30 protein-coding genes are annotated in these 26,971 nt (G+C 62.3%); 10 read left to right on the top strand and 20 right to left on the bottom strand.

The window, feature by feature from the left end; translation table 11 throughout:
• Positions 1-55 precede the first annotated feature (55 nt).
• From adh to VFB05_RS07400, 4 genes are all read right to left on the bottom strand, one after another.
• On the bottom strand, positions 56-1,576 hold the full coding sequence (adh, locus tag VFB05_RS07415) for an aldehyde dehydrogenase (protein WP_325010544.1): 1,521 nt from the start codon (positions 1,574-1,576) through the stop codon (positions 56-58).
• 609 nt (positions 1,577-2,185) lie between these two features.
• Positions 2,186-3,136 carry a GAF domain-containing protein gene (locus VFB05_RS07410; RefSeq protein WP_325010542.1) on the bottom strand — a complete coding sequence of 317 codons (951 nt, stop codon included), beginning with the start codon at positions 3,134-3,136 and terminating at the stop codon, positions 2,186-2,188.
• Between the two features lie 343 nt (positions 3,137-3,479).
• Positions 3,480-3,668, bottom strand: a complete 189-nt coding sequence (locus tag VFB05_RS07405) for a hypothetical protein (protein ID WP_325010540.1) — start codon at positions 3,666-3,668, stop codon at positions 3,480-3,482.
• A gap of 228 nt (positions 3,669-3,896) precedes the next feature.
• On the bottom strand, positions 3,897-4,187 hold the full coding sequence (locus tag VFB05_RS07400; RefSeq protein WP_325010538.1) for a hypothetical protein: 291 nt from the start codon (positions 4,185-4,187) through the stop codon (positions 3,897-3,899).
• Between the two features lie 335 nt (positions 4,188-4,522).
• Here VFB05_RS07400 and VFB05_RS07395 point away from each other — a divergent pair, with 335 nt between their 5' ends.
• Both VFB05_RS07395 and VFB05_RS07390 read left to right on the top strand, forming a co-directional pair.
• Positions 4,523-5,038 carry a hypothetical protein gene (locus VFB05_RS07395; protein WP_325010536.1) on the top strand — a complete coding sequence of 172 codons (516 nt, stop codon included), beginning with the start codon at positions 4,523-4,525 and terminating at the stop codon, positions 5,036-5,038.
• Positions 5,039-5,066: 28 nt separating this feature from the next.
• The gene (locus tag VFB05_RS07390; RefSeq protein WP_325010534.1) at positions 5,067-5,861 is read left to right on the top strand and encodes a hypothetical protein; all 795 of its coding nucleotides are present in this window, start codon (positions 5,067-5,069) and stop codon (positions 5,859-5,861) included.
• Here VFB05_RS07390 and VFB05_RS07385 read toward each other — a convergent pair.
• Both VFB05_RS07385 and VFB05_RS07380 read right to left on the bottom strand, forming a co-directional pair.
• Positions 5,858-6,130 (bottom strand): hypothetical protein, encoded by a 273-nt coding sequence (locus VFB05_RS07385; protein WP_325010531.1) that lies wholly within the window; start codon positions 6,128-6,130, stop codon positions 5,858-5,860. The genes VFB05_RS07390 and VFB05_RS07385 overlap by 4 nt on opposite strands.
• Positions 6,131-6,271: 141 nt before the next feature.
• On the bottom strand, positions 6,272-7,165 hold the full coding sequence (locus VFB05_RS07380; RefSeq protein ID WP_325010529.1) for a LysR family transcriptional regulator: 894 nt from the start codon (positions 7,163-7,165) through the stop codon (positions 6,272-6,274).
• A 99-nt stretch (positions 7,166-7,264) separates the two neighbouring features.
• Between VFB05_RS07380 and VFB05_RS07375 the strand changes: the two genes are divergently transcribed.
• Both VFB05_RS07375 and VFB05_RS07370 read left to right on the top strand, forming a co-directional pair.
• Positions 7,265-8,281 carry a zinc-binding dehydrogenase gene (locus VFB05_RS07375; RefSeq protein WP_325010527.1) on the top strand — a complete coding sequence of 339 codons (1,017 nt, stop codon included), beginning with the start codon at positions 7,265-7,267 and terminating at the stop codon, positions 8,279-8,281.
• Between the two features lie 281 nt (positions 8,282-8,562).
• Positions 8,563-8,940, top strand: a complete 378-nt coding sequence (locus tag VFB05_RS07370) for an SPW repeat protein (protein ID WP_325010525.1) — start codon at positions 8,563-8,565, stop codon at positions 8,938-8,940.
• A gap of 97 nt (positions 8,941-9,037) precedes the next feature.
• Here VFB05_RS07370 and VFB05_RS07365 read toward each other — a convergent pair whose 3' ends face one another.
• The 8 genes from VFB05_RS07365 to VFB05_RS07330 form a co-directional block, all read right to left on the bottom strand.
• Entirely contained in the window at positions 9,038-9,202 is a 165-nt protein-coding gene (locus VFB05_RS07365; RefSeq protein ID WP_325010602.1) for a Flp family type IVb pilin, read from the bottom strand.
• Between the two features lie 189 nt (positions 9,203-9,391).
• Positions 9,392-9,556: a Flp family type IVb pilin gene (locus VFB05_RS07360; RefSeq protein ID WP_325010522.1), complete on the bottom strand. Its 165-nt coding sequence runs from the start codon at positions 9,554-9,556 to the stop codon at positions 9,392-9,394.
• A gap of 274 nt (positions 9,557-9,830) precedes the next feature.
• Positions 9,831-9,959, bottom strand: coding sequence for a hypothetical protein (locus VFB05_RS07355; protein ID WP_325010520.1), 129 nt, complete (start codon positions 9,957-9,959; stop codon positions 9,831-9,833).
• A gap of 456 nt (positions 9,960-10,415) precedes the next feature.
• Positions 10,416-11,234 carry an RMD1 family protein gene (locus VFB05_RS07350; RefSeq protein WP_325010517.1) on the bottom strand — a complete coding sequence of 273 codons (819 nt, stop codon included), beginning with the start codon at positions 11,232-11,234 and terminating at the stop codon, positions 10,416-10,418.
• Between the two features lie 221 nt (positions 11,235-11,455).
• Positions 11,456-11,692 (bottom strand): hypothetical protein, encoded by a 237-nt coding sequence (locus VFB05_RS07345; RefSeq protein ID WP_325010515.1) that lies wholly within the window; start codon positions 11,690-11,692, stop codon positions 11,456-11,458.
• A gap of 466 nt (positions 11,693-12,158) precedes the next feature.
• A complete protein-coding gene (locus tag VFB05_RS07340) occupies positions 12,159-12,734 on the bottom strand; it encodes a hypothetical protein (protein ID WP_325010512.1) in 576 nt (191 codons plus the stop codon).
• Positions 12,735-12,811: 77 nt separating this feature from the next.
• The gene (locus VFB05_RS07335) at positions 12,812-13,477 is read right to left on the bottom strand and encodes a YdaU family protein (RefSeq protein WP_325010510.1); all 666 of its coding nucleotides are present in this window, start codon (positions 13,475-13,477) and stop codon (positions 12,812-12,814) included.
• A 295-nt stretch (positions 13,478-13,772) separates the two neighbouring features.
• A complete protein-coding gene (locus VFB05_RS07330) occupies positions 13,773-14,300 on the bottom strand; it encodes a GcrA family cell cycle regulator (protein ID WP_325010508.1) in 528 nt (175 codons plus the stop codon).
• Positions 14,301-14,425: 125 nt separating this feature from the next.
• Between VFB05_RS07330 and VFB05_RS07325 the strand changes: the two genes are divergently transcribed.
• Together VFB05_RS07325 and VFB05_RS07320 are read left to right on the top strand one after the other, a co-directional pair.
• Positions 14,426-15,064 carry a S24 family peptidase gene (locus VFB05_RS07325; RefSeq protein ID WP_325010506.1) on the top strand — a complete coding sequence of 213 codons (639 nt, stop codon included), beginning with the start codon at positions 14,426-14,428 and terminating at the stop codon, positions 15,062-15,064.
• 194 nt (positions 15,065-15,258) lie between these two features.
• Positions 15,259-15,534, top strand: coding sequence for a hypothetical protein (locus VFB05_RS07320; RefSeq protein ID WP_325010504.1), 276 nt, complete (start codon positions 15,259-15,261; stop codon positions 15,532-15,534).
• Positions 15,535-15,654: 120 nt separating this feature from the next.
• On the opposite strand, the gene VFB05_RS07315 is transcribed toward VFB05_RS07320, so the two are convergent.
• From VFB05_RS07315 to VFB05_RS07300, 4 genes are all read right to left on the bottom strand, one after another.
• The gene (locus tag VFB05_RS07315) at positions 15,655-16,431 is read right to left on the bottom strand and encodes a hypothetical protein (RefSeq protein WP_325010502.1); all 777 of its coding nucleotides are present in this window, start codon (positions 16,429-16,431) and stop codon (positions 15,655-15,657) included.
• Between the two features lie 127 nt (positions 16,432-16,558).
• Entirely contained in the window at positions 16,559-17,320 is a 762-nt protein-coding gene (locus VFB05_RS07310) for an NAD(P)H-dependent oxidoreductase (protein WP_325010500.1), read from the bottom strand.
• A gap of 36 nt (positions 17,321-17,356) precedes the next feature.
• Positions 17,357-18,718, bottom strand: coding sequence for an MFS transporter (locus VFB05_RS07305; RefSeq protein WP_325010498.1), 1,362 nt, complete (start codon positions 18,716-18,718; stop codon positions 17,357-17,359).
• A 71-nt stretch (positions 18,719-18,789) separates the two neighbouring features.
• Positions 18,790-19,650: a hypothetical protein gene (locus VFB05_RS07300; protein WP_325010496.1), complete on the bottom strand. Its 861-nt coding sequence runs from the start codon at positions 19,648-19,650 to the stop codon at positions 18,790-18,792.
• 205 nt (positions 19,651-19,855) lie between these two features.
• Between VFB05_RS07300 and VFB05_RS07295 the strand changes: the two genes are divergently transcribed.
• Genes VFB05_RS07295 through VFB05_RS07280 form a run of 4 tightly spaced genes read left to right on the top strand, consistent with a single transcriptional unit; the run spans position 19,856 to position 24,045 of the window.
• Positions 19,856-20,644: an IclR family transcriptional regulator gene (locus tag VFB05_RS07295; RefSeq protein WP_325010494.1), complete on the top strand. Its 789-nt coding sequence runs from the start codon at positions 19,856-19,858 to the stop codon at positions 20,642-20,644.
• Between the two features lie 35 nt (positions 20,645-20,679).
• Entirely contained in the window at positions 20,680-21,636 is a 957-nt protein-coding gene (locus VFB05_RS07290; protein ID WP_325010492.1) for a DUF6282 family protein, read from the top strand.
• A 5-nt stretch (positions 21,637-21,641) separates the two neighbouring features.
• Positions 21,642-22,706: a hypothetical protein gene (locus tag VFB05_RS07285; RefSeq protein WP_325010490.1), complete on the top strand. Its 1,065-nt coding sequence runs from the start codon at positions 21,642-21,644 to the stop codon at positions 22,704-22,706.
• Between the two features lie 46 nt (positions 22,707-22,752).
• Entirely contained in the window at positions 22,753-24,045 is a 1,293-nt protein-coding gene (locus VFB05_RS07280) for an MFS transporter (protein WP_325010488.1), read from the top strand.
• A gap of 17 nt (positions 24,046-24,062) precedes the next feature.
• Here VFB05_RS07280 and VFB05_RS07275 read toward each other — a convergent pair whose 3' ends face one another.
• On the bottom strand, positions 24,063-24,590 hold the full coding sequence (locus tag VFB05_RS07275; protein ID WP_325010486.1) for a DUF2846 domain-containing protein: 528 nt from the start codon (positions 24,588-24,590) through the stop codon (positions 24,063-24,065).
• Between the two features lie 525 nt (positions 24,591-25,115).
• Positions 25,116-26,966 carry a hypothetical protein gene (locus VFB05_RS07270; RefSeq protein WP_325010484.1) on the bottom strand — a complete coding sequence of 617 codons (1,851 nt, stop codon included), beginning with the start codon at positions 26,964-26,966 and terminating at the stop codon, positions 25,116-25,118.
• Positions 26,967-26,971 lie beyond the last annotated feature (5 nt).

Raw genomic sequence — 26,971 nt, 5'->3', positions numbered from 1 at the left:
TCAGGCGACGGGCCGCCCCGAACGATCGTCCGGGGCGGCGCAAGGCTGTTTCAGATCAGAAGAAGCCGAGCTTCTTCTCGCTGTAGCTGACCAGCATGTTCTTGGTCTGCTGATAGTGGTCGAGCATCATCCTGTGGGTCTCGCGTCCGATGCCCGACTGCTTGTAGCCGCCGAACGCCGCGTGCGCCGGATAGGCGTGATAGCAGTTGGTCCACACGCGGCCCGCCTGGATGGCGCGGCCGAAGCGATAGCAACGGTTGACGTTGCGGCTCCAGATGCCGGCCCCAAGGCCGTAGAGCGTGTCATTGGCGATCGAGAGCGCCTCCTCGTCGGTCTTGAAGGTCGTGACCGACACTACCGGTCCGAAGATCTCCTCCTGGAACACGCGCATCTTGTTGTTGCCCTTGAACACGGTGGGCTTGATGTAATAGCCGCCGCCGAGATCGCCCGGCAGCGTGTTGCGCTCGCCACCGGCGAGAACCTGGGCGCCTTCCTTGCGGCCGATATCGATGTAGCTCAGGATCTTTTCCATCTGTTCGGTCGAGGCCTGCGCGCCGATCATGGTCGACATCTCGAGCGGACTCCCCTGCACCACCGCGTTGACGCGCTTGAGCGCACGCTCCATGAACTTGTCGAATATCTTTTCATGCACCAGCGCCCGGCTCGGACAGGTGCAGACCTCGCCCTGGTTGACGTTGAACATCACAAAGCCCTCGATCGCCTTGTCGAAGTAATCGTCATCGGCGTCGGCGACGTCCTGGAAGAAGATGTTCGGCGATTTGCCGCCTAGTTCCAGCGTCACCGGAATCAGGTTCTGGCTGGCATATTGCATGATCAGCCGGCCCGTCGTGGTCTCGCCGGTGAACGCGACCTTGGCGATGCGCGGGCTAGAGGCGAGCGGCTTGCCGGCCTCGATGCCGAAACCGTTGACGATGTTGAGAACGCCCGGCGGCAGCAGGTCCTGGATCAGCTCCATCAGCAGCAGGATGCTTGCAGGCGTCTGCTCGGCCGGTTTCAGCACGACGCAGTTGCCGGCGCCGAGCGCGGGCGCGAGCTTCCACGCCGCCATCAGGATCGGGAAATTCCAGGGGATGATCTGGCCGACCACGCCGAGCGGCTCGTGGAAGTGATAGGCGACGGTGTCGTGATCGATCTCGCCGATCGAGCCTTCCTGCGCGCGAATGCAGCCGGCGAAGTAGCGGAAGTGATCGATGGTGAGCGGAATATCGACGAGGCTGGATTCGCGGATCGGCTTGCCGTTGTCCCAGGTCTCGGCTTGCGCGAGCAGCTGAAGATTGGCTTCGAGGCGGTCGGCGATCTTGTTCAGAATATTGGCGCGCTCGGCCGGGCTGGTGCGGCCCCAGGCGTCCTTGGCCGCGTGCGCTGCGTCGAGCGCCTTTTCGATGTCCTGCGCATCCGAACGCGGAATCTCGCAGATCGATCTGCCGGTGACCGGGGACGGGTTGACGAAATACTTGCCCGCGGTGGGCGCGACCCACTTGCCGCCGATGAAATTCTCGTAGCGCGGCTTGAAAGGCGACTTCAGGTTCGACGTCTGGTCTGTCTTGGCATCCATGTCACTTCCCTCCGTTGATGAGCTTGAAAAAAGCGGAGGAAGGCATCTCGCACAGACCTGAACTTGCAGCCTGTCGGCATTCCTCCGAAAGCAACGCCTGTTGCACGGCGTCTCAAGGAGGAGTGTGCATGCGGATGAGAGTGAGAGGCTAGGCGGTCAAGCCATCACGTCTCTCGACCTGTCTCGATTGCGAGACACTTTGGGCGGGTGGCGCGGCTCGTCGCAGTTTTTCACCCTCATGGTGAGGAGCCGCGTGCCCGAGCAGGCTGAGCGTAGGCGAGGCCGTTAGCGAACGGGACAAAAAATAGCGCGGCGTTGCTGGACGATGCTTCGCATCGCCAGGAGAACCATGAAGCCATCAGTGTCCGGGTTCTGACATTCGTATTCTGTCGCGGCGGGCACACTTACGAATGTCAGAACCTCAGGGACACTGGCAAACATATGATTCTAGTGTGGCTTTGACTCTGACGTTCCTTTGAAGAGATCGCTGCGAAACTGAAAGGAACGTCAGAGTCGCCACGCTAGCCGGCCTTCATCCTTCGAGACGCGCGCAAGCGCGCTCCTCAAGATGAGGGGTTAAAGTTGCTTGTGACGCAGTAAGACGAGCAATCAGCTCCGCACCGACAGCCGCGCCATGCGGCGATAAAGGCTGGCACGCGAGATACCGAGATCGCGCGCGGCCCGCGCGGCGTTACCAGCCGCATGCGCCAGCGCGCGCCGCAATTCGGCGCGCTCGGCGGCATCGAGATCGGGCGCGGATTGCGCGCCGTCGAGCACGTCCCGGATTGGGCGGAGTTTCGAAAAACTTTCGCGCGAAAGGTTGTAGGTCTTTCTTGCGCGCCGAGTAGCTCCGATCAGCAAGTCGTCCTTGTCGACCGCGAACAGCTCCGGTCCCGCGCTGGTCTTGCCCGTTCCCACGATGACGCGAAAATCGGCAAAGGTGCGGATGAAATTTTCGCTCTCGATCTGATGGGCCGCGTCCGCCACCGCGTTCCTGAGCAAGAGCAGGAAGCCGTCGGTGAGATCGGTCCGACACGAGGAGATGTCGAGCACGCCGGCGAGTTCGCCTTCGTGATCAAACAGAGGCGCGCCCATGCAGCTCATCGCGGTATTGCGATCGAAGAAATGCTGGGCGCGATCGATGGTCACCGGGCGCTGCTCGACCAGGCAGGTGCCGATGCCATTGGTGCCCGAGGTCGCCTCGCTCCAATCGGTCCCCGTCCACAAGCCCCATTCGCGGAACGAACCGTCGTCGCCCGCCTTGCCGCGGCGCCCAACGATCAGGCCCCTTGCGTCCGTCAGCACGACGCAGCAGCCGCTGTCGCCGACCGCTGCGAACAAACGGTTCATGGCGTTGTCGGCGATGTCAGCGAGCGCGCCGAATCGCTCCAGCGCCTGACGGCAAGAGACATCGTCTGCAAGTTCCTTGCGGCGAAGCGCTTCGGGATCAAGGCCATGGACCAGCAGCGATCGGCTCCATGACGCGGCGACCGCCGACTTGCCGGCGCCCGATTTGGAGAACACGGTCTCCCGGATCAGTTCGCCGTGCCGTTCCCTCATTTGCGTCCCCCGGTCGGGCGCGTTTCCCTGTCAGGCTCGTCTTTGCGAGCAACGCGCAAGCATGGACCGATAGGTGGGGCGAAGGTTTGACCTATCGCAAAACGCGCCGGTTCGAGAGGCCCCATCGCCTTTCTCGGCACCTCAAAACGCAAATAGCCGAAGCAAATAGCGGGCGACGGCACGGTAGCAACCTGCTCCACAACGAAAAACCCCAGCATGAAATGCCGGGGCTCGGTGGACCATCCGCGTACATCCGGCGAACGATCGCTACGGTTTTGAAGGTAGCGGTGAATTCTGAAGAAATGATGACGGCGCCAAGCCCTTATGGAGGCTGCGCGCGATTTTACGCCGCGGCCGGTTGCTGCTCCCGCGTTTCCTTTGCCGGTGCGTCCTGCTTCAGCGCGCCCCTCGCTTCAGCGAGATGCTCCCAGCGCTCGGCCTGGGCGAGCCATTTCCAGTTCTGTTCGGGATGTATGCTCGCCTGCTGGCGGCAAAGCAGCGCGATCGCGCGGCATTGTTGGGCGTTCTCCATCCGACCCTCCCCGACTGTTAGATTGATGACGTTTTGCGAATCTTGTTTTGCGAATCTTGTTTCGCGAATCTCTCCGCGAATCTTGTTGGCCGGCGAAACTTGGACGTTCGCTTAGGCGAAGATCTTTACGAGAAGATTACTGCCTTCATTTTGTCGGATCAAAGGCAATCGATCGCATGTGTGGCGACATCTTTTCGCAGGGCCGCACGAACGTCGCAGGTTCCCGCATTATCTCTTGGCGGGCGGCCCGCTCTTGTTTCCGGGCAATCCCTTCACCTTGGAAGGATCATCCTGCTGGACTGCAGGGGGATTTTGCGGGTTCGTGCTTGAACCGACCGTCCCCGTCGTCCCGGGCTTCGCGGCCGGCCCGTTCTTGTTGCCGGGCTGACCCGCGATCCCGGCACCGGAGTTCTGCGAGCTCGGCGCGTTGGAGATGTCGGGCGTCTTCGTTTGGGCAAACGCGGCGGAAGCCGATAGCGACAGCGATAGTGCCAGCGCGAGGCCGCTGAAAATCCTCATGACCTATTCTCCTCTGAACGAGTTCCATCTGGCGCGCGTTGCGGCGCCTGTCTGCTTGCGAACGCTCACTGTCCATGAGCGTTCCTGGAACGCGGAAATCAGGCCTTCGGATTTTGCCGGGGAACGCCGTGTGTTTCCCCTTGCCCCCGCTCGGGTGAGCTGGAGAGGCGCCGCGTTTCGGGGCCGGACGACACGGTTTATTTTTTGTTTCCACCGGCGGCCAAATTGACCTTGCGCCCGCAACGCCGGGGAAACCGCGAGACGCCAATCCCGGTCATCTTAACACGCCGGCAAGCGCGCACGGCCTAGGGTTGCGAAAACCGGGAGCGCGACCGATGCTCGAAATGATCTTCGGCTTCAATGCCCGCCTTGGGCGTCTGCATTATTTCCTCGGCTCGCTGGCGTTCGGCGTTTTGAACATGATTCTGGCGATCCCGTTTGTGTTCTACCTCGGCCACCTCGGCATTCGCCCGACCACGGTTGACCAGCTCTTGGCGGTCGGATGGCCCGCCTACGCTTTCGTCGCCTTTTACATGTTCGGCCACTATACGCTCGCCGCGATGCGCGTTCGCGACATCGGCTGGGACCCCGTCATCGTCATCACCGGCTGGATCGTGCTGGCGGTGATGCATCACTACTTCGGCGCGCGTGTGCCGGCACTCGGTATCGTTGCCGGCCTGGTCAACCTTGGCCTGTGGCTCATCCTGTTGTTCTGGCCGAGCGGCGATCACGTGGTCAGCCCGCCGTCGTTTGACGACTACAAGCCGCGGTCGCCGGATCGGGGAAAGCCGGCGTCCGTCGCGTCGCAGCGTTTTGCCAAAGCGAGCGGGCAATTCGGCCGCAGGGCCTGAGAAAAACGCGAGCGTCGCAGGAAATTCCATGCCCCCACTTTCCTACATCATCACCGCGGCCGTACTCGCCGTCCTGGTCGCGGTGTCGTTTCCCCTGACGCTGGGATTTTCGATCATCCTCTGGTACTGGCTGTTCGCGGTCGCCGCCTGCGTGCTCGCCACCGCCGGCGCATTCAAGATCGCGCGCGGACTTCAGGCCCCGCCGTGGATCGCAATCGCCCTCGCCTCGCCCGGCCTCGTCTGGGCCGCGAACCATCTCCATGGGCTGTTAGGCCACCTCAACGTGACTGCCTTCCGCGCCTTCGACCTCGCAAGCTACCTTGCCTTGCTGGCGGCGGCAGCCTGCGCGCTGCGGTTTGCGGAAACGATATCAAGACCCCGCGTGGCGTTTCGCATCGGATATTGCATCCTGGCGACCGCCGCGTTTGTGGCGTGCCTCAACCTGCTCGCTTTTTCGATGGGGTGGGCGCTCACGAAGAACCCGGCCTACGCCATGGCGGTACGCGTGGTGGTGATCGCGGGCAAGCTCGTCAAATACGGCGCCATCATCATGGCCGCGATGCTGATCACCTCGCGTTACAACGTCGAGCGCTGGACCGGCATCGTGATCAGCCTGGTCAGCGCCTATCTGCTTTACGAGTCGCTGAAGTGGCTTTTCGTGACTGGCCTCCCACGCGACGGCCTGATGACATGGCTACAGCCCGTGATCATGCTGGCCGCTGCCGCCGCCGTCTGGCGCATGGGCTCGGTTCTGCGTGGATCGGCTCCCCAACGTCCTGCCGGCGGAGACCAACGCGAAGCGCTGGCGGGGCACGCAGGCTAGTTCAAAGGCAGCCAGACGATCTCGCCGTCGCGATTGCAGGTGTTGCAGTGCGCCGGCCGATGGAAGGTGTTGGCGAGTTCCCACTCCTGCTTCTCGTTGCTCCATTGCGCGGTCGCGACGCAGGTGATGTCGTCGGAACGGCAATGTCCGCACACCGGCGTCGATCGCGAGGACATCATCGCAACGCGGCGCGTTTCTTCGGCGCGCTCCTGCAATTGCTCCTGCGCCTGCTTCGAATGAAACGGATTGGACAGCAGATAATGTGTCATCTTCGAAAGATCCCGGAGCAAAAAATACCGCTGATTCGAATGTAGCGAAAGTGGGGCGCAAGTCTGCACCGGATTTCTACCGGCGACTGATTTGCTGTGGATTGTGATCGTTCCGCAACTTCTCGCGCGTCGCGCTCGCCATTAGCCCCGCAAAAATGCGGAGAGCGAGGCGACGAGATGATCGAACAGGCGCCGCACACGCGGCGTTGCGCGCATGTCCTCGTGCATCACGACCCACATGTCGAGTTCGAAGCGGACGGTTTTCGAAAGCACGCCCACCAGCTCCGGATAGTTGCGCGCAATGCCGTGCTGGCAGCCGCCGATGCCGACACCGCACCGCAGCGCGGAAAATTGAGCGACATCGTTGTCGCTGCGAAAGGCGAATATCTCGCGCGTGAGCGGCCACGGCATCGGACCGAGACTTTTGAGCGGCTCGGCGTTGCGATCGAAGCCGATCATGCAGTGGTTTTGCAGATCGCCGATCGTCTTCGGCAGGCCGAACTTCTCGGCATAGGCGCGGTGGGCAAAAAGCCCGACCGGGCTTTTGCCGACTCGTCTGGCCAGCAGCGATTTCTGCCGCGGCCGCACCATGCGCACCGCAATATCGGCATCGCGCCTGAGCAGATCCTCGTTGCGGTTGCTCAGCGCGAGTTCAATCGCGATGCCGGGATGATTGTCGCGAAACCGCGCCAGCATGGCGGGGAGCACCTCGCAGCCGACCATTTCGCTCGCCGTGATCCGCACCGTGCCGCGATCTTCCCGCGCGCCGCCGGAGGCCGTGCGGCGCAGGGCTTGCGAGGCCGCCGCCATGGTCTCGGCATGGCTGACCAGTTCGAGCGCCGATGGCGTCGGCTTCAGCCCGAGCGGCGAGCGCGAAAACAGTTTGACGCCCAGTGACGCCTCGAGCTGATCGATGTGGCGTCCGGCCGTGGGCTGGGTGAGCCCAAGTTTTCTTGCCGCGCCCGAAAGCGAGCCGTCGCGCGCCACCTCCAGGAACGTGCGGTAAAGCTCCCAGCCCGGTTCGGTCGATGTCATACAGAAATGTATATCGAACCCCGAAAATTATGCAATTTTCTTAGGACCAGACTGAGGCCAGATTCCCCGCATGGCAGCTGCTTTGCAAGGAGACGCATCATGGCCGCGACCTATCGCGCTTATGTCATCACAAGGCCCGGCGGGCCGGAGGTCCTGGAGGCCCGCGATCTGCCGGTCACCGAGCCCGGCGCTGGCGAAATACGCGTGCGCATCCGCGCCTGCGGCCTGGGCTCGACCGATTTCATCATGCTCGCCGGCAAATATCGTTTCGCGCCGAAGCTGCCGATTGTCGGCGGCTACGAGATCGCGGGCGAAGTCGAGGCGATCGGCGACGGCGTCAAGGGATTTCACATCGGCCAGCGCGTCGCCGCGCTCACGGTCCATGGCGGCTTTGCCGAGAAGATCACGCGCGAGGCGCGCCACTTTGTACCCGTACCGGATGGCGTTTCCGACATCGAGGCCGCTGGCGTCGTGCTCAATTACGTGACGGCGTGGCAGATGATCCATCGCGTCGCAAAGGTCAAAGCGGGAGCAACCGCGCTGGTCACTGCCGCCGCCGGCGGCGTCGGCACCGCACTGCTGCAACTGCTCAAGCTCGAAGGCGTCAAGGCCTATGGCACGGCCTCAAGCGGCAAGCATGAGTTGATCCGAAGACTTGGCGGCATTCCGCTCGATTATCGAGCGGGCGCGATCGACCGCCTCGTTCGCGCGCATGAAGGCCGCGGCGTCGACGCCGCCTTCGACGCGATCGGCGGGGCCAACATCGCGAGCTGCATTCGCGCGGTGCGGCGCGGCGGCAGCGTGGTCGGTTACGGTTTTGTGGCGGCAAGCAGCGCGCTGTCGCAGGCGCGGATGTTCTTCGATGTTTTCATCGGCTCCCGCCTGCGCGGCCGGCGCGGCACCTTCTACGGCATTTCGCTGCTCTATCGAAAGAACCCTCAGCCATTCCTCGAAGATCTGCCAAAGATCTTTGCGCTCGTCGCAAGCCGCAAGATCGAGCCTGTCATTGCCGAGGTCGCGCCGCTGGCCGACGTTCGGCAAGCACTGGAGCGGCTCGCCAGCGGAAACCTCGCCGGCAAGATCGTGCTGACATGCGACGAGACGCCTCGCACCTAAAGTCTAGTGGTCCGATTCTAACATTCGCATCCCGCCGCAGCTGCCACTTTTGCGAATGTTAGAATCAAAGGACCACTAGCAAATATAAGTTTCTAGTGGAGTTTTGGATTCGACATTCGCTCGCCCAACCCGCGGCGAGGCTTGTAGCGAATGTCGAATCCACTCCACTAGGGCTAAAGTCGAGCGCGCGCCAGCGGAACGGAGAGCGTGCTTCCGAAGTTGCCTCCATCAACAACGGCCCAAAGGTTTTGGCCAGGGCCGGATTTTGACGGGAGGCAAAATTGCGCAAATGGCGGCAGGAATCGGTCCTCGATGTCTATAATCTGTTGCTGGCGGTGATCCTGTTCGGCGCGCCGATGTTTTTCGCGCATGCGAGCCGCACCGCCAACCTCGATCTGCGTCTCTCGGCCGTTGCGATCATCATTCTTTCGCTCGCCGCCATGATCGCCTTCTCCGCCTGGGAGGAGTGGGTAAATGCGGCGGTCGGGCTCTGGCTCGTGGTGTCGCCCTGGATTTTGGGCTTTGCCCATACCAGCGCGATGCATTTTTCCATCGGCATCGGCATTGCGATCACCTTCCTCGCCGCCCTTGACCTTTGGTTGCGCCACGAGGCCGCCGAACGGGATGCGATGTCATCTGCGGAAACGCAGAAGCGCTGAGTGTCGTTTCCCTGTCGGCTCTCGCCGAGCGCGAAGAACCCCGCCGGAGCGTTTCCGGCGGGGTTCAACTGTCGCGATGACCAGGGGTTATTTCGGGTTATTTCAGCGAGGAATTGATGGTGCTGAAGTTGGTGTTCAGCGACGTGCCGATGCCCTGGACCGCCGCGATGATCACAAGGGCAATGCCGCCCGCGATCAGGGCATATTCAATCGCGGTCGCGCCGGATTGATCCGCTAAAAATTTCGAAAAAATGCGCTGCAAGACCGCCTCCTGCCAGAAAGACACGCGAATATGGCGCCCGTTCTGGCGCGTGCGCGAATGTACGGGGAGCGCCCCTAAGAGTGCCTTAAGACGTGGTTGCATAATTCCAGTCACCGGCAACGACGTCGCGTGCAGGCCGACCCCCGCCGGAGAGCCTCCGGCGGGGCTCGTCAGCCCGCGCCAACGGGGTTATTTCAGCGACGAGTTGATGGTCGAGAAGTTGGTGTTCAGGGTCGAGCCGAGGCCATTGACCACCGCGATGATCGCCAGCGCGATGCCGGCCGCGATCAGACCATATTCGATCGCAGTCGCGCCCGCTTGATCAGCAAGAAATTTCCGAAGCAAATTCTGCAAAGCCGCCTCCGTGAGCCAGATTGGTGCAAGCGCACGGGTCCCCCCTGCGCGCGGCCGTACATTTACGGGAGACGTCTAAAGCTGGATTAAGGGGCGCAGACCCAATTTTAACGAAAGTTGTGTTTCACACGCAGAGCGCGCGTCGCGCGCAAAGTGTTTTTCCGTAACAAAGCGCGGGAACCAAAGAGGAATCTGGAACCGGCCGACGCGCGCGGACGAGCCAGCCACCGCCAAAAGCGGTGTCACAAATCGCGCTGCCCGGTTTGAAGGAGGGTTACTCGCTGGTTAACTGCGCCGGCTGGTTGTGGAACACACCGGCGCCCGAGACCTGGGACGCGATCAAAAAGGCCGCAACCACGGCCGGCACGCTGATAAGTCTCAGGAATTGGTCAACCGACAGCATTCGACGTCCCCCATCAAGATGGAACTGCACCCGCGAAAACGCCCCACAAAGCGGATGTCAGAACCGAACTGCCACCACCGGCTGCCCCTCACCCGTCAGAATCCGATCGGAAATGACTGCGCCGGAAATTGTCAGCAGCGCGAGTAGGGTTATGACCGTAATGGTTTGCATTTGGTTAACGTCGCGTCGGATTGTGGCCGAAAAGGTCAGAGTTCTGTCCAATTTTGGGACATTGCCGGGAAATGATCGTGGCCGGGCAGCCTCGTCGTTCCGGGATGCGCCGTAGGCGCAGACCCGGAATTCCATCACGCCGCGGGAACGCTCGGAGAAATGGATTCTCAGGTGCGCAATTGCGCGCCTGAGTTCGCTCGTTTCACTCGCGCCCCGGAATGACGGGGCAAGAGCTGGAATTGCTTCGCGGCCGACCTCTCCCGCAAGGGGAGAGGTGGATTTCCATCAATGCCCGCCGCGGGCGGCGTAGATCTGATAAAAGCCGATCACGATTTCGATCGCGATCAGGAGCACGACGAGGATCTCGAGCCGCAGCGAGCGGCGGGTGTCGATGATGTCGGCGAGCGTATCGGCGGTCTCGCCGATCACCTCCAGCTTGCGGTTGAGCGTCTCGACGCGCTCGATCAGCTCGTATTCGTCTTCCAGGCGCGCATAGAGCCGTTCGAGATCGGGCCGGTCCCAGAGCGCATCGGGCTTGTCGGCGATCGCGACGCGACCGGCGACGTGGTGCTGCACCAGCAGCGCCTCGCCGATCAATTTCAGAATGCCGCGGCGGTTGCGGAAGAACTTTCCGGCCGACGCCAGCTCCCGCACAAAGGGCTCGATGGTCTCGAACACCTTGGCGACCTCGCGCTCGTCATGGGCGAGCACGACGCTTTTCGCCAGAACGTCGGAGACGACGAGGAGGCGCGCCATCGACATGTCGCGGACGTGGATCGGCCCGCCCGAGGCGACCTGGTCGCCGCTCTCGTCCAGCAATTCGACGGTTGCGGCCTCTTCCTCCGGCGGCGTCAGCCTGCCTCCGATCCGCGGCAGCAGCCGTTCGAGGAAGGCACTCTCTTCCTCCAGGTTCATGTTGAACAGCACGACCACGCCATAACGAAACACCACGGCGATGCCGTCCTGCCCGACGCGCAGCGCCAGCGGCACCGCCGACAGTGCATCCTTCTCGAAGCCGGCCGTGTTGACGCGGTCGCCGACATTGATCGCATGCGCGGTGACGCGGGTCAGTGGCGGCTGGCTGCGGAAGGCGTAACTCTTCATGGCGGGAAAGGCCTGAACGATCGTCCAAGGAGTGTTCAAGCCTATCAGCTATGGAACCTCCCGCTAGTGGAGTGGAATTGACATTCGCAACCTTTTTGGCCGCGAGTCCGTCAAGCGAATGTCAAATCCAAAACTCCACTAGAAACTGATATTTGCTAGTGTCCCTTTGATTCCGACGTTCGTAAACGAACCCGCCGCGATATGATGTCGGAACCGGGACCCTAGCCGCGTGGCGCGATGCGCAATTCAACCAGCGCGATGCGCTCGAGCACGGCGACGTCGCGTTCGCCGCGGCCCGCGGTGTACAGGATCGATTCCGCGAGATAATGCACCTGCGTGGCCGAGACCGGTTCCGGCAGGCTCTCGATCGAAGCCGCCAACGCCTCCGACATGATTTCGATCACCTCAGGGGAATAGACCACAACTGCAGATCCACCCTGTTTCGCCACTGTCGTCATGTCAGTTCCCCCTCTGGCAATGCCAATGGGCGTTTTCGAAAACCCCTCAAGCCAAATAAGCCGCACACATGCGTCGCAGTTCCGCTAGTGGAGTGGATTTGACATTCGCTACCCGCCTCGCCGCGTGTTCTCACAGCGAATGTCAAATCCCAAACTCCACTAGAAACATATGTTTGCTAGTGGTCCTTTGATTCTAACATTCGCAAAAGTGCCGGCTGAGAAGGGATGCCAATGTTAGAATCGGACCACGAGAGCGCAATAGAAGTTGTGTTTCAAACTGAACATACGGAACCACACAGCGACGCCATGTCACGGAAGTGCTGTGATTTTCGACTCCTTTCCTTCATCTGCGGCGGATATGTTCGAAAACATCCGGGGCTGAACGCATTTCATCCCGTTTCGTTATTTCTGCCCGGCAGGCCGCTGACAGCGATGTCAGCGGCCTATTCGTTTCCTCGGTCTGCGTTTAGCGAAGCGACGCCCTTTGTGCCCCGCCTCTCGCGATCGCAAAGCCGTAAATCAGCGCGAGGCGATCGAGGCATTCCTGAAAACGCCGGGCGAAATAGTCCTTCCAGCGCTGGCCGCGCAAGCCGCGCCGCAGGCCGACCTGCTCCATGGTGAGGCCGAGCACCAGCACCTCGTGCACCAGCACGAAGCCGTCGGCGCCGAGTTCGCGCTCGATCGTGTTGAGCCGCAGCACCGCTCGTCGTTGACGCTCGGTGATCGGCTCGCGCGCCCGCCCGCCGTCGACATATTCGCGCGTCGGGTCCACCGCGCGCGGCCCGCGCTCGGCCTTTTCCCAGTCGTCCTGAAACGCGCGGCCCGCCCGATACTGCGCATCGTCGATGTGGCGATGGCTGTGCAGACGCGCCAGCGGATCATTGCGGATCGAACGCAGCGCGACAATCTTCTCGCCGGGCTCGAGCGCGAGCGGATCGTCGATCTCGACGCTTGCCACTTCTGAATTGAGCGGCAGATCCTGCGCCCTGCGATCGTGAGCGAGCGTTGCTTTGCGAGGTCTTGAGCGCTTGGCGCGAGGCATTTTGAAGCTCCTTGTCGGAAACAACTGTGGTTGAGGGATAAATGAGCCGCAGGACTCTTCGCCTTCGTAAAAGCGCGTCAGGTCTTTCGCGCGATGAGAGCTGCAAGCTCCGCGCTGACAGGGATCGCGTCCTTGGAGCTCGCTTCCTTCGATGGCGCCTCGCTCTCGCGCTGCTCCGCACGCTGCGAAGAAAGAGTCTTATGTGAGTGTGAGTGTGAGTGGTCGACGTTTGCTTGGGTTTTGCTCAAGCAAATCGAAGCAATTGCTTGCGGCAATGCGCGTCCGCGCGCCGAATTCTCCAGCTTCATGCGGGAGAGCGCCGAACCGAGCCCTCCCTTTTGCCCCGCGCTCGCGCGCTTTTCAGAGACGCGCTGCATCCGGTGGAGCTCGGCGTCGATCCGCTTGTGCTTCCACCCCGAATGGAAGAACTGCTGCAACACCGGGCGATAATCACACCAGGTCTTCAACGGCAGTTTGGTGATCTTCGCGAGCTGGCTGTTATCGTCAGGCAGTTCGCCTTTGCGCCAGTAGTGCATCATCAAGAGCAGATACGCGCCATGCTGCGGCGTGGTCAGGTGACCGGTATCGCCGAGATAATCACCGACATAAAGCGGCATCCACGGACGCTTCATCCCAAGGGGCCATCCCGGAGCGAGCCATGCGATAGGTCTGATCCCTCCTCCTTGCGGGGAGAGCGATCGCATGCGCAGCCGAACGCGGTTAGCGATCTTTTCGCGGCCCATCCTTCGAGACGCGCGCCCTTGGCGTGCTCCTCAGGATGAGGTCGTAATTCGTGGCGAGATCCTGGACCCTCATGGTGAGGAGCGCCGCTTGCGGCGCGTCTCGAACCATAAGGCCGAGCTGCGTCCTCAGGCACCAAGGACCCATATTCGATAGCCCTCCCCGCGCGTTCCGCGGGGGAGGGATAAGAAAGCGCATTCGCCGCCCGCTCCCACCGCAGCAGCGCGGCGAGATGCGCGATGCGAAGCCGCGCCGGCAAAGGCCGCATTCTTGCGCGCATGGAATCGACGCCCGCCGTCATGCCGCCTCCACGAGCCGCAGCGGCGCTCTCGCGGCTGCGCGTTTCTCCTCGACCTCCAGGCTGGTCAGATGGACATGCGAAGCGCAATAGCTCGACGCCTCCTGACGAGGGTGCCCGCAGAAGGTGATGGGCTCACCCTCCGCATCGCCGCCATAGGGGTAACGGCAATCGCCCGGCTGAAGATCGACAAGCGCAAGATGTTTTGGCGTGATCGCCACGCATCGAAGCCGCAGGGTGGCGGCGCGCTCGATCGTGGTGAGCCTGGGCGACTTGAACAGGATGCGGGCGCGCTTTTCGCAGATCTTGCGCGCATCCGGCTTTCTGGCTGCGGCAAATACGCTGCCGCTGTCCGATCGCTCGGGCGTCGACAGGCCGAGGCGGCGGGCGCGGCCGATCGCGGCATTGCGGGTATAGGCGGTGCCGAAGCGTTCGTTCAGGGTGCGGGCGATTTCCTTGAACGACAGCCCTTTTTCCACGAGTTCGCGCAGCGCGGCTGAATGCGCCTCCTCCCACGTTGATTGCATTGTGGCATTCCCAAAGTTTCACGTTGTGTTCTCTTTATTTCGGATATTCCGAAACAAGTCAAGCTTGATTTCGGATTATCAGAACTGATAGGGTGCCCCGAGTCGATATGGCAGGAGATGGCCACATGCTGGACGTCAAGATGATCGAGCGGGGATTGGCAAAGCCGGGCAAGACCAAGGGCGGCCTTGCGGTTGCGATGGGCGTGCGGCCTGGCGCGGTGTCGGAGATCCTCGCCGAGATGCGCCTGATCAAGGCGAGCGAGATTCAGCCGATCATCGATTATCTCGAACTCAACGCGGTTCCGATCATGGGACGGGTCGGCGCCGGCGCGTCGATTTCGCCCGAGTTCGAGCAGATGCCGCCGGAGGGAATCGGCGAGGTCGAACTGCCCTTCCCGATCGCGGAGGAAACCATCGCCTTCGAGGTGGTCGGCGATTCCATGCTGCCGAAATACGAGAGTGGCGACATCATCGTGGTCTACAGGGAGCAGCGGCATCCGCTGTCGAGCTTTTACGGCGAGGAAGCGGCGGTGCGCCTGAAGACCGGCGAGCGCTATCTGAAGACGATCGAGCGCGGCAAGACCGCGCATGTCGTCAACCTCACCAGCTTCAATGCCAAACCGATCACCGGCGTCAAGCTGGAATGGATCGGCGAGATCTGCGTGACGCTGCCGCGCGGCCAGATCGAGCGGCTGCGCGCGCGCGCCGCGGCGCGGTCGCGAAAGAAGGCGGCGGGCGGGCACGGCAAGCCGGGCGCGAAATGAGCCCCTTTGTCGTTCCGGAGCACGCGAAGCGTGTATCCGGAACCTCGAGATTCCGGGTTCGGTCCTGCCGGACCGCCCCGGAATGACGAGCAGCATTTTCTGATTTTCCGAAACAAACCTTGCCCCACTTCCGAATCGGCGAAATAATGGAACCTGTCCAGAGAAGGCAATTTGAGGAGGGCTCGCACCCCCGCATGCAGTATTTCGTCGTCATGATCGATTATGGACGGCGCGGCCGCGAGGCCATCGTCGATCCCGAAATCACCCGCCGCGAGGTCGTCTCGCGCATCGCGTCGGGCGAATACCAGAACATCAGCTTCATCCACGAGGTCGCGGATTCGAACGTGGAGGACATCACCGAGGACATCCTCTCCGAGGCCGGCTTGCCCGAGATAGCTGCCTCAGGCGCCGACCTTCAGGCGGCGTGCTTCGATCACGCGCGAGATTTGAGGAAGCACGAGGCGGTGTGAGGCACTTTGACAGACGGAAAAGCCGTCACCGTTGCCGCTCTCAGTTAGGACCGTTTCGGGCCGTCCTCCCGCCCTGCACGCCCACGTCTCTGCTCCGTCTGCGCAGAGATCGGCCGCGCTTCATTCGTTCGCAGCGAGCGCAGCCTCCACTTTCGGATCGAGCGGGCTGGTCACTATGTTCTGTGCGATCGCCTCTGCGATCGTTTGCCGGTAAGCGGGGTTCTTGTCGAGATCGGCCGCGGCAATGCCGTCGTCTGTCACGACTACGCCGCCAACCGAATACTGGAGAATACGGCCTTTCTTGCCATCGACGATGGCGGTCGCGGCAGCATCCCTGCGCCAATTCTTCAACTGTGCGTCCAGTGCCCGACCCTCCGCGCTCTGGAGCCAATCCTGGTTTGCGGCGACCCTTCTCACGTACAGCGCGCTCAGCTTTCCGTAATCCTTGGTTGCTTCGAGACGCGCAAGCACATCCGCTGCCATGGTTCCGGGCTTCGGCACCGGCGCGTTGACCGTTTTGGGTTTGTCCTGCGGGCTACCAAGCTTGCGGCAACTATCGTCGATCTTTGTCGCCCACAGGGTGCTCTTTGTTTCCCTTTCGACAGCGGTCACCATCAAGGGCCCCAGACGATTGTCAGTCATACAGTTGGAAAAGAACGGCTGTTCAATGGCGTGCAATTTCCTGTACGCGGCAACCAGCTGCGCTGCCAATGCGCACCCGCCCCCGTTATTGAAGTTTTTCGCATCGATGACGCTGTTGAGTTTATCCCTTATCCGATCGGCTTGCACCGCAGCTGGCAATATCTGGTCATTCACAAGTGACGCGCAGAAGCTATTTGCTTTGGCGGCATTGACGCAACCAACCACGAGCATGAACGCAAATGCCAGGTTCTTCATTGTCTGCCCCCAAGCTTGCTCGGCGACCATGAGAATGGACCGCGCCAGCATTTGTTGCAACGTCTCGCTTCGCCGAGCAGCCTGTCCCTTCCTCTAAAGCAGCAGAGTATTTTGGGTCTTGCCCGAGTTAGCGCGGTGCAGCCCACGCCTTGTCGTCGACCGGCCGCCGGTTCTCGGCAACAAGCCGATCCGAGGCGCGCAAGCGCTGGCGCCATTGCGGATCGTCCGCGGCCTCGAGAAGGCGCGTTTCGAATTCGCGCAGATACTGAACCCTCACCCCCGCATCAACCCGTGGTGCAGCATAGGCGACGAACGGCTTCAAAGCCTCGAAGCCCAGATATTCGAGAATGCAGCGTTGAACCGAATGAAGCACGTGAGACATTTCACCATAGCTTCCTTGCGAGAACCGTTCGGCCGTTCCACCGGTCGTCAGCGCAAGCAAAGCACGATGGCCGACGAAATAGCCGCGCTCGTAGCGCTTCCCGTCTGCATAGGCGACACCATACGCGCAGACTCGATCGAACCATCCTTTGACGATGGCCGGTAGCCCGCCCCACCATAGCGGAAAGATGAAAACGACAAGATCGGCACGCATCAGCCTGTCCTGCTCGCGAACCAGGTCGGCGGCAAAGCCGTCAGACTGGCTCGCGTGCAATTGCTCGGATTGGTAATGGAAACGTGCCGGATCGCTTGGACTTTTGAAGTCGTGCCGCCCGGCAACAGGGTTAAACCCTTCGGCATAGAGGTCCGATATCTCGACGCTGTGGCCAGCCGCCGTGAGCGATTTCACGGCAGCATCCTTCAAGCCAGCGCCGAACGACGTCGGTTCCGGATGGGCATAAACAACGAGAACGTTGATGCCGCCGATCGAGGTCAAGGGGCTTTTCATGATTTCACGAGCTCCGAAAGCATGAGGCGGTGTGACTCACGCCACGACCGCCGCCCCCTCCTTCAATCCCGGCACATGCTCTGCCTCGTCGATCGTCGAGTTGCGCGGGAGCAGATGCACGAGCAGCGTGCCGAGGAACATCGCTCCCGCCATCAGATAGAGACCGTAGTCGGTGCGTCCCGTTGCTTCCCTGGCAAGACCGACGACGTAAGGCGCGACATAGCCGCCGAGATTGCCGATCGTCGCCATCAGCGCGAGACCGCCGGCAGCGGCAGCGCCTGTGAGCAACCCGCTCGGCAACACCCACAGCACGGTGATCGAGGCGAGCGCGCCGCCCAGTGCCAATGACAGGCTCGCGAGCGCCAGCGCGGGCGTGCCGGCGAGCGTCGCGCCACCGACCAGACCAAGCGCGCCGATGGCGGCGGAGAGGACGATGTGCCACTTGCGTTCGCGCGTGCGATCGGATGAGCGGCCGACCAGGATCATCGCCACGCAGGCAACCGCAAACGGGATCGAGCTGACGAGCCCGTTGACGAATACGTCCTTGACGCCAAGGTCTTTCACGATCTGCGGCATCCAGAACGAGATGCCATAGATGCCGCCGAGCAGGCTGAAATTGCTGATCGCGAGCAGCCAGACCTTTCCGCTGGTCAGCGCATCGATCAACCGATGGCCGTGGCCCATGGCGCGGTGGGTGGCTTCCTCGGCCGCCAGCGCCGGCACGATGATGTTGCGGTCGGCATCGGTCAGCCACGTCGCGTCCTTCGGGCCGTTACTGAGATAGAAGAAGGTGACGACGCCGCCGATGATCGCGGGCGCGCCTTCCAGGAGAAACAGCCATTGCCATCCGGCGAAGCCTGAGATGCCCGCCATCTGCTTCATGATGAAGCCGGAGAGCGGCGCGCCGATCAGGCCCGCAATCGGAATGCCGATGAAGAACAGCGCGCAGACCTGCGAGCGCAGTTTTCCGGGAAACCAGTAGGTCAGATAGAGGACGATGCCGGGGTAGAAGCCCGCTTCCGCGATGCCGAGCAGAAAACGCAGGGTGAGGAATTGCGCCGGCGTGGTGACGAACATGAAGCACACCGAGATGATGCCCCACACAATGAGAATGCGCGAGATCCAGATCCGCGCGCCGAAGCGCTGCAACAACAGATTGCTCGGGATTTCGCAGGCCGCATAACCGATGAAGAAAATGCCGGCGCCGAGCCCGAACACGGCGTCCGACAAACCGATGTCGGCGCTCATCTGCAATTTCGCGAAGCCGACATTGACGCGGTCGAGAAACGAAATGATGTAAAGAATGAGCAGGAACGGAATGAGCTTCCAGGCGGCGCGATTATATGCGGCCGCCTCCTCGTCCGAACTGAACGAAACGCGCGTGAAGAACTGGGACATTCTGTCGAGCCCTCCTTGGGCTTCCTCAAATGAGCCGGCGGGCCATTTTCGGCCTCTTTCCGAAATTGAATTTATTGCGCTGCCGGCATCGGATAATCCGATGCGTTGATCACGAAGCCTTCCTTTGACGAGAAATCCATCCGCGGCGGTCCGAACACATCGACCAGCCAGGTCGTGCCATCGCCGACATCCTGCGTGGTGTGAACGACGCGCGCCGGGATCACCAGCACCGACGGGCTGGCGTCGTAACGCGCATGTTCGTCCTCGCGCCAGCGCGTCTTGTCCGGTGACCACGGATAGCGCAGGTGATGCACGAACGCGCCTTGCATCGAGAGCGAGATCTGCTCGAAATCCTCGTGGCTGTGCGGCGAAAGTTTCGTCTCGTCGCGACGCTTCTGCCAGGGCATGAAGATGTTGACCATGAGATTGGTCGAGCGGAACACGCGCATCTTCAGCGGGTGCGGATCGGGACTCTCGATCTTGCTCAGATCGTAATGGCGAAGCTTGAAGCCGCCTGATGGGTCAGGCCAGGGTTTCAGGTCAGCCACCTCAGGCGCGCCGTCGGCGTAGGTCGCCGCATTGACAGCGGCTTTCGCCAGATCTTCCGCGCGCTTGGAAAAGACCCGCGCGAGCATGCCGGCCTTGCGCACCGTCACGCGGCTCTCGCCCGGCGGCACGATGATCAGGCTGTTGCCGTCGCTCTCAACGCGCTCGGCTCCCGCCTCGACGCTCACGCGAGTGCCCGGCGGCAGCAGCAGCATGTATTCGTCGGGATTGTTGCGAGCGAGCACTGCGCCTTCCTCGGCGCGGCTGACCACCGTGATGAAGTTCGCCGCGCGCGTGATCCAGTGGCGGGTCCCATCGGCATCCGTTGTCTGCGGCGGCTCGGCGTAATGCCGGGCGTGGGTCGCGGCGCGCATCGCATCGCTCATCTGATGTCCTCCTTGGGCGGTCCGCGATTTTTTGCCGAACGACGGGTTGCCTGTTGTTCGCGACCGTGATACGACGTTCTGTATATCGATACACCGCCGAACGTCAATAGGCCGTCAGTATGAATCTTCGAAATCGCCCAATCGTCCCGCTTCGCGGCCCAGCAACGGGGTTTTGCCTTTGAAAACAAAAGCGGAAATGCCTGTCGTGGCCGAGGAGCGCGTGGACGGCGGGGTGCGCTCGGTGCAGGTCGCACTCGATGTGCTCGAGGCGGTCGCCTTCTCCGACGAAGAGCTCGGCGTCACCCAAATCGCCGAGCGGCTCGGCCTGACCAAGGGCTCGGTGCATCGGCATCTGCTGACGCTCGTCGAGCGCGGCTATCTCGTGCAAAATCCGGCGACGACACGTTACTCGCGCGGGCCACGCAGCCGCCTTCTCGCGCATTACGCACCCGAGGCCGATCTGATTCAGCTCGCATCAGGCCCGATGCGCGAGTTGCGCGATCTTCTCGGGCACTCGGTGGTGCTGTCGGAATCTTCCCCGCGCGGCGCGCTGGTGCTCAGCAAGATCGGCGGCACCGCCGCGATCGAGATCGGCGTCCGGCCCGGCAGCGAGCTGCCGTTTCATTCGTCCGCGCAAGGCAAGGTGCTGCTGGCCTTCGCATCGAACGGCATGCGCGAGCGCGTGCTGGCGCGTGCCCTTCCCGCCTCGACGCCCCATACCATGACCGATCGCAAACTGGTCGAAGACGAACTCGTCCGCGTCGCACGCGAAGGTTTTGCGTCCGCGCCGGAGCAGGCCATGCTCGGCATCAATGCCGTCGCCGCGCCGATCTTCGACGAAAAAGACTCCTGCGCCGGCGCGCTGGCGCTGGTCGGCTCGATCCAGTTCCTGCCCGCCGACATCGATGCCAAGAGCGTTGCGGCGCTGAAGGCGGCGGCTGCGCAAATCTCGCGGTTGCTCGGCCACGGCCGCATCCGGCAGAAGACGGCGTGAGAAGCGCGCTTTTCAACAATAAGACGGAGACAGTGATGAGTGAGGCCAAGGAAGCCAATAAGGAAGCGAATAAGGTAGCCGACAAGGCGCGCGAGGCGCGGATCGACAAGATCCTGCAAGGCGCGGTCGATCCGCATGTCCATAGCGGGCCGTCGATCGCCCCGCGCGCGGTCGATCATCTCGATCTGGTCCGGCAATATTCGGAAGCCGGCTTCGCTGCGGTCCTCACCAAGGATCACGACTATGCCGGAGTAGCCACCGCGCAGCTCATCACCAAGCATCACCCCGAGCTGAAGACGAAAATCTTCTCCGGCATCGTGCTCAATAACGTGGTCGGCGGCATCAACCCCTACGCCGTCGAGCATACGGCAGCGATGGGCGGCAAGACCGTGTGGATGCCGACGCTGGCGGCTGAAAATCACCTGCGCTGGGAAAAGGATTCGAGCTGGGTGCATCCGGCCTCGACCTCGAAGATGCGCCACGCCACAGCCGTGCCGGTGCTCGACACCAATAAAAAGGTGCTCGACTCGGTCAAGGAAGTGCTCGATGTGATCGCGAAAAACGACATGCTGCTGGCGAGCGGCCATCTGCATGTCAGCGAGACCTGGATCATCTTCGAGGAAGCGCAGCGCCGCGGTGTCAAGAAACTCGCCTTCACGCATCCGGAAGAAATCGTCGGCGCCAGCCTCAACGACGTCAGGGGTATCGCCGCGATGGGCGCGTTTGTCGAACATTCGATCTGCATGTTCCTGGAGGGGTCGAAGTTCAAGGTCGCTACGGCTGAAGACCTGCGCCATCACATCGAGGCGGCCGGCGTCGAGCAGACCGTGATCTGTTCGGACCTCGGCCAGGTCGGCGTGTTCTCGCCGCTCGAAGGTTTCAGGCGCGGCGTCGCGCTCTGCATGGACCTCGGCTACAGCGACGAGGACATCCACAAGATGGTCGCGACCAATGCGTCGCGCATGCTCGGACTCGACCAAAACGCGGCCTGAGTCACATGGCGGGGAAACTTGACGTCAGCATCGGCAAGCTTCATCTGAAGAATCCGCTCATCGCGGGCGCGGCCGAACATTTGATCGAAGAAGAAGGCGTGCGCGCTGCACTGAAGCGCGGCGCGGCCGTGGTGGTGATGAAATCGACCAACGAGGTCGCCGCCGCGAAAGCGCAACTCGATGCCGCCGAATATGCCGTGTTCGACGAAACCTGGACGCGGCGCGAGTGGAACGCATCGGCGCCCTCTTCCGCCTTCATCGCCTGCCGTTCCGGGCTTTATCCCGGCAGCTTCGATCAATGGCTCGACAGCGTGTCGCGGCTCGATCGCGAGGCGCAAAACAACGATGCCTATGTCGCCGCGAGTCTCATCCTCGGCGATCTCGACCACGCCGTCCAAATGGCGCGGCAGGTGCAGGGCGCGGGTCTTCGCCTGCTCGAGCTCAACATCGGCACGCCCTATGCGTCACAGGCCGCCAAGGGCGCGGTCGCAACCGAGCTGTTGCCCGGGCGCGTGATGACGATCGTGCGCTCGATCCGGGAGGCCGTGTCGCTGCCGCTCTGGGTCAAGATCACCGGGCAAAGCGAACGCGTGCCGGAGCTGGCGCACGCCGCCTTCACGGCCGGCGCCGACAGCGTCGTGATGGCCGGACGTTTGCTCGGCCTGATTCCTGATTTGGACACCATGCGCCCCGTGCTCGATACGACGCTCGGCGTCGGCGGCTACTGGAATCTGCCGCTGACCTGTCACTGGCTGTCGCTGTCACGCGCGGCGGTCGGCCGCGACAAGCCGCTGATTGCCACCAACGGCATCCAGAACGGCCTCGACATTGCACGCGTCATGCTGGCCGGCGCCAGCGCCGCAGAGATGTCTTCGCCGGTGATGCTGCGCGGGTTCGATCTGATCGAGCGCTCGCTCGCCGAGCTCAGGGATTATCTGACGCGCAAGACCATCGACGCCGAAGGGCTGATCGGCCGCGCCGCCGATGCGCGCAAGACCTTTGCCGAGATGCCGACGCTCGACGGCAACTGGCGCAACTATGTGCCGCAGGATGCATTGAAGACGTCCTGAATTCAAGAAACTGAACAATGAGACCAACCACGGGGAAGGAACGGGCATGGATGGCATCATCGACGAAGCCAAATTGATGGCGCGCATCATCCGCCGCGTCATGCCGCTGCTGATGCTGGTCTATCTCGTCGCGGTCATCGATCGCAGCAATATCGGCTTTGCCAAGCTGCAAATGGCGCGCGAACTGAAAATGTCCGAGCAGGCGTTTGGGCTGGCGTCGTCGCTGTTCTTCATCGGCTATCTCATTTGCGAAATCCCCTCGACCCTCGCGATCCACAAGTTCGGCGCGCGCGCCTGGCTGACGCGCATCCTCGTCAGCTGGGGCGCGGTGACGATCGCGATGGCCTTCGTCTCGTCCGACTGGATGTTCACCGTGATGCGCTTTCTGCTCGGCGTTGCCGAGGCCGGCGCCTATCCCGGCATCATCTACGTCACCTCGATCTGGTTTCCGCAAGCTTATCGAGTAAGAGTGATGGGCATCATCACGCTCGGCAGCGCCTTCGGCAACATGTTCGGCGCGCTCGCCTCCGGCCCCCTGCTCGATCTGCATGGGCTTCTTGGCCTCTCCGGCTGGCAATGGGTTTTCATCATCACCGGCGCGCCCGCGGCGCTGCTCGGTCTTGTGACATTTGCGCTGTTGCCGAACCGGCCTGACGATGCCGAGTTTCTCGACGCGAACGAAAAGGCGTGGCTGGCGCGGCGGTTGGAAGAAGAAAACGCCACCAAGCGCGAAAGCCATTCGCTTCTGCAGGTGCTGTGGGACGGTCGCGTCTGGTTCCTCTCGGCGGTCTATGCGCTGATCCTCACCTCACTTTACGGGGTGATCTACTGGACGCCGACCGTGATCAAGGCATTCGGCGCGAGCGGCACGCAGAACGGACTTCTCACCGCGCTGCCCTGGCTCGTCACCGTGCCGATGCTGCTGATCTTGCCAAAACGCCTGCGTGAGCATCGCGCCGTCGTGTCAGCGATGGTCGCACTCTCCACCATTGGCGTGATCGCGTTTGTGCTCGCAACCGTCGTGCCGGAAAACTGGATGCGGCTTGTGGCCATGATCGTCGGCACGCCCTGCATCTCGCTCTTGTTGCCGTGCTTCTGGTCGCTGCCGTCGCGCTTCCTCACCGGCGAGCGCGCAGCCGCCGGCATCGGCGCGATCTCGATGCTGGGAAGTTTCGGCGGCTTTGCCGCACAGAACCTGATGCCGATGGCCGCTCACATCGGTGGCAGCGCTGCCGCAGCGATGCTGGTGCCGGCGGTGTGCCTCGGCTTGCTCGGCGTCGGCGCCGCCTTGCAGCTCGTCACGACGCAGGCAAAGCCCGCGATGCGCAGTGTGGCGTGATCCGAAGCCGACGTTCGCTATTGCGGCTTCAACTGACCGATGATGGCAGGGCCGACTGCTGGGTCGATCTGAAAGAGGACCGCACCGGCCATAGCTCCCTTGATCGGAGACGTCGACGGCAGTTGCCGTCCGCTGCTGCCGGAAACCGCCTGATTGAGAAGGCTTTGACCCGGCGGTCCCGACTGACGCGTGCCGACGCCGAAATAATAGGTTTGTCCGGCCTCGATTTGCACTTCGGTTTCGTAGTCCGCCGACACCGGGTTCACACAGGTGATCGCGTATCGTCCGGACGGCTTTTCGATCGAGAAATAGGTTCCCTTGGAGACCGAACCGACCAACTGACCGTCGATCTTGATTCCGGCCTCCGTCGCCCAGATTCCCTTCTCACGCAAAAAATACAGATGCGCGAGCCGCGGGCCCTGCTTGGATTGCGGTTCGGCCGCCGCTTTGGATCGAGGCTGAGGTCCGGCCGCCGAAACTGGCACCAATTCACCGAACTGGACGAAAACGAAGAGCAGAAAAGCCCACGTCACCAGTCGCCGCATCACAACCCCCGATCTGCAAATGTCTGCCGGCACAGATCATAAGCTGCAAATCCGCGCAACAGGAATTCGTCCGTTGGTGCAGTCCATTTCATTGCTTCCCGCTCGAAACACGCGATGCGCGCGGCGGGGTGATCCTTCTTATCCCTCCCCCTTGCGGGCTAGCATATTTGGAAAAAGGCGTGCACTGCGGCCATCCGAGACGCCCGCCTTTGGGCAGGCTCCTCGGGATGAGGACTTGTTCCGCGGAGAAATCTTAAGACCCTCATGGTGAGGAGCCCGCACGCGCCCGAGCAGGCCTGCCCTTGCAGGGCCGTTAGCGAACGGCGCCAATGAAAGTACGGGCGTTCTGGACGATGCCTCGCATCGCCAGGAGAACCATCGAGGCCGAGCAGGCCATCCAAAGAGCCGCACAAAAAAATCTCCCCGCGAGGGGCATCCGCCTTCGCTCTTCGAGCTACGGCGGACAAGCGCGGGGAGAGAGAGGACGTTGCGTGCCTGGCGTAACCGCCAGACGCGCCGGTCTTGTTAGTGGTTGCCGCCGCAATCGTCGCGGTCGAACAGGCAGCCGAGGCCGCCGAACGCGTGACGCTGGTCGTGATCGAAGTCGGTGCCGGGCGTGAACGACACGCCGCGGTACAGTTCGCCGAAGGGCGAATTGCGGATCGTCTTGAAGCTCTCGTTCGCCGGGAGCGTGGTGGCGGACAGCTTGTCGGTGATCATCACGAGCTTATTCGGATCGGCGCCCTGGTCGCCGCTGCCGCTCACCGTCGAGGTGACCGCCCAGATGGTGGCGGTGCCGTCGTGGTGGTTGACGCGGCCGGTGAGGTTGCGCAGGCCGTCGGTCGCGGGCGACCACGGCAGGCCGCTCGCGGCGTTGTTGCCGGTCGGATAGCCCTTCACCGTGTAGGGCACGCCGAGATTGAGGCCAGCCTGCAAGGTGTAGGCGAACTGCCAGGCGCCGGTCGCCTCGTTGAACACATACTTCTGCAAGCCCGCGGTGGTCGACGCAGCGGCTTTGGTATAGGTGGCGCCGGCAAACGTGTTGTCGCCGCTGCCTTCGTCGGCGATGTAAACCGTCTTGGAATCCGCGAACCAGACGCCGAACGGGAACGTCACCTGTGGCGCGGGCGGCGCTGCGGTTGAGTTGGCGAGCAGGGTCGGGAAGCCTTTCAGGATGCACATGTTGTAGGGCATCACGCCCGCAGCCTGCACACTCCCCGCTGTCGCCGGCGGAGTCACTCCCGCATTGGTGATGGTCATCGGCTGGGTCGGCAGCGTCGCGCCCAGTGCCGGCAGGCCTGAGCCGTTCGGGCACGCCTTCGGATTGCCGTTGGCGGCGTTGCCGCTGGTGTCGACGAAATACAGCGTGTTGACGCCGTTGCCGCCCGAGCCCTTGGTGAAGTAGACGACGTTGTTGAACACCGTCAGGCCGCGGAAATTGGTGTCCTTGCCGATCTTGTCGGTCGCCAGACCGAGTTCAACGATGTTGAAGCTGCCGACCGGCGAAGGTAGCCCGGGATCGATCTGCGCGTTGAGCGGCAGATGCGAGGCCACCTCGAACTGCGCGCCGCCGCCTTCGACGATGCCGAGCGGCTGCGAGCTGATCTTGACGCCGTTGACCACCAGCTTCACCGCAGAGCCGTTGCCGGCGTTGCCGGAGCCATAATGCACGTTAGCGCCATTGGCGTCGTTCAGGATCGCGGCGCGGCCGTTGTCGCCGCTATAGGCGTTGGACTTGGTGAAGTGGAAATGGCCGAACGCGTCGACGTCAGCGAATACGCGGTAAGTAGCGTTGGCGGTGTCGACATTGGTCGCATCGATCACGGAGGGCGTATTGGAGTTGGACACGTCGAGGGCTGCGACCGGAGCGAAATAGGCCATGAACGACACGGCCTTGTGATCGACCGACAGGTTGATCGAAAGCTCGGACTTCGACTGGAAGCTGGTGACGGCCTGGTCGCTGGTCGGTCCGACGTGACGCTGGGTGCTGTTCGGCACTTCCAGCGACTGCACGAAATCGCCATCGTTGTCGGCGCGCAGTTCGTCGAGCACGATCTTGGAGGCAACCGAGAACGAACCGTCGACGTTGGCGTTGTTGAACACGAAGGGGTACGTGCCGTCGGTGTTCGCGGCGGCGCAGGGAGTCACAATGGGGCTGGGGCCGCAGCCCGGCGGAAGCTGGGTCGTACCGGCGACGATGTTGGGAGCGGAATAAACGGCCTTCGACACCAAGAGGTCGCCGGGCCGAAAGAAAAAGAAGTCGTCATCGGCGTAAGCGATGGTGCCTGATAGCGCCGTGGTGGCGAGCAAGGCGACGGCAAAGCCCGTGCTGGAGAGCGACCGTCCGCGAAGCGAACGCGTTTCCGTAGGTGTCATTTTTC

The organism is Bradyrhizobium sp., from assembly GCF_035652035.1.
Classification (GTDB): Bacteria; Pseudomonadota; Alphaproteobacteria; order Rhizobiales; family Xanthobacteraceae; genus Bradyrhizobium.
The sequence above is the reverse complement of the archived record's forward strand: the minus strand, read 5'-3'. Positions and strand labels throughout refer to the sequence as shown.

Bases quoted from the DNA above. Each gene is read 5' to 3' on its own strand.
- adh (WP_325010544.1), bottom strand. From the start codon at position 1,576: ATGGATGCCAAGACAGACCAGACGTCGAACCTGAAGTCGCCTTTCAAG.
- VFB05_RS07410 (WP_325010542.1), bottom strand. From the start codon at position 3,136: ATGAGGGAACGGCACGGCGAACTGATCCGGGAGACCGTGTTCTCCAAA.
- VFB05_RS07405 (WP_325010540.1), bottom strand. From the start codon at position 3,668: ATGGAGAACGCCCAACAATGCCGCGCGATCGCGCTGCTTTGCCGCCAG.
- VFB05_RS07400 (WP_325010538.1), bottom strand. From the start codon at position 4,187: ATGAGGATTTTCAGCGGCCTCGCGCTGGCACTATCGCTGTCGCTATCG.
- VFB05_RS07395 (WP_325010536.1), top strand. From the start codon at position 4,523: ATGCTCGAAATGATCTTCGGCTTCAATGCCCGCCTTGGGCGTCTGCAT.
- VFB05_RS07390 (WP_325010534.1), top strand. From the start codon at position 5,067: ATGCCCCCACTTTCCTACATCATCACCGCGGCCGTACTCGCCGTCCTG.
- VFB05_RS07385 (WP_325010531.1), bottom strand. From the start codon at position 6,130: ATGACACATTATCTGCTGTCCAATCCGTTTCATTCGAAGCAGGCGCAG.
- VFB05_RS07380 (WP_325010529.1), bottom strand. From the start codon at position 7,165: ATGACATCGACCGAACCGGGCTGGGAGCTTTACCGCACGTTCCTGGAG.
- VFB05_RS07375 (WP_325010527.1), top strand. From the start codon at position 7,265: ATGGCCGCGACCTATCGCGCTTATGTCATCACAAGGCCCGGCGGGCCG.
- VFB05_RS07355 (WP_325010520.1), bottom strand. From the start codon at position 9,959: ATGCTGTCGGTTGACCAATTCCTGAGACTTATCAGCGTGCCGGCCGTG.
- VFB05_RS07350 (WP_325010517.1), bottom strand. From the start codon at position 11,234: ATGAAGAGTTACGCCTTCCGCAGCCAGCCGCCACTGACCCGCGTCACC.
- VFB05_RS07345 (WP_325010515.1), bottom strand. From the start codon at position 11,692: ATGACGACAGTGGCGAAACAGGGTGGATCTGCAGTTGTGGTCTATTCC.
- VFB05_RS07340 (WP_325010512.1), bottom strand. From the start codon at position 12,734: ATGCCTCGCGCCAAGCGCTCAAGACCTCGCAAAGCAACGCTCGCTCAC.
- VFB05_RS07335 (WP_325010510.1), bottom strand. From the start codon at position 13,477: ATGGGCCGCGAAAAGATCGCTAACCGCGTTCGGCTGCGCATGCGATCG.
- VFB05_RS07330 (WP_325010508.1), bottom strand. From the start codon at position 14,300: ATGCAATCAACGTGGGAGGAGGCGCATTCAGCCGCGCTGCGCGAACTC.
- VFB05_RS07325 (WP_325010506.1), top strand. From the start codon at position 14,426: ATGCTGGACGTCAAGATGATCGAGCGGGGATTGGCAAAGCCGGGCAAG.
- VFB05_RS07320 (WP_325010504.1), top strand. From the start codon at position 15,259: ATGCAGTATTTCGTCGTCATGATCGATTATGGACGGCGCGGCCGCGAG.
- VFB05_RS07315 (WP_325010502.1), bottom strand. From the start codon at position 16,431: ATGAAGAACCTGGCATTTGCGTTCATGCTCGTGGTTGGTTGCGTCAAT.
- VFB05_RS07310 (WP_325010500.1), bottom strand. From the start codon at position 17,320: ATGAAAAGCCCCTTGACCTCGATCGGCGGCATCAACGTTCTCGTTGTT.
- VFB05_RS07305 (WP_325010498.1), bottom strand. From the start codon at position 18,718: ATGTCCCAGTTCTTCACGCGCGTTTCGTTCAGTTCGGACGAGGAGGCG.
- VFB05_RS07300 (WP_325010496.1), bottom strand. From the start codon at position 19,650: ATGAGCGATGCGATGCGCGCCGCGACCCACGCCCGGCATTACGCCGAG.
- VFB05_RS07290 (WP_325010492.1), top strand. From the start codon at position 20,680: ATGAGTGAGGCCAAGGAAGCCAATAAGGAAGCGAATAAGGTAGCCGAC.
- VFB05_RS07285 (WP_325010490.1), top strand. From the start codon at position 21,642: ATGGCGGGGAAACTTGACGTCAGCATCGGCAAGCTTCATCTGAAGAAT.
- VFB05_RS07280 (WP_325010488.1), top strand. From the start codon at position 22,753: ATGGATGGCATCATCGACGAAGCCAAATTGATGGCGCGCATCATCCGC.
- VFB05_RS07275 (WP_325010486.1), bottom strand. From the start codon at position 24,590: ATGCGGCGACTGGTGACGTGGGCTTTTCTGCTCTTCGTTTTCGTCCAG.
- VFB05_RS07270 (WP_325010484.1), bottom strand. From the start codon at position 26,966: ATGACACCTACGGAAACGCGTTCGCTTCGCGGACGGTCGCTCTCCAGC.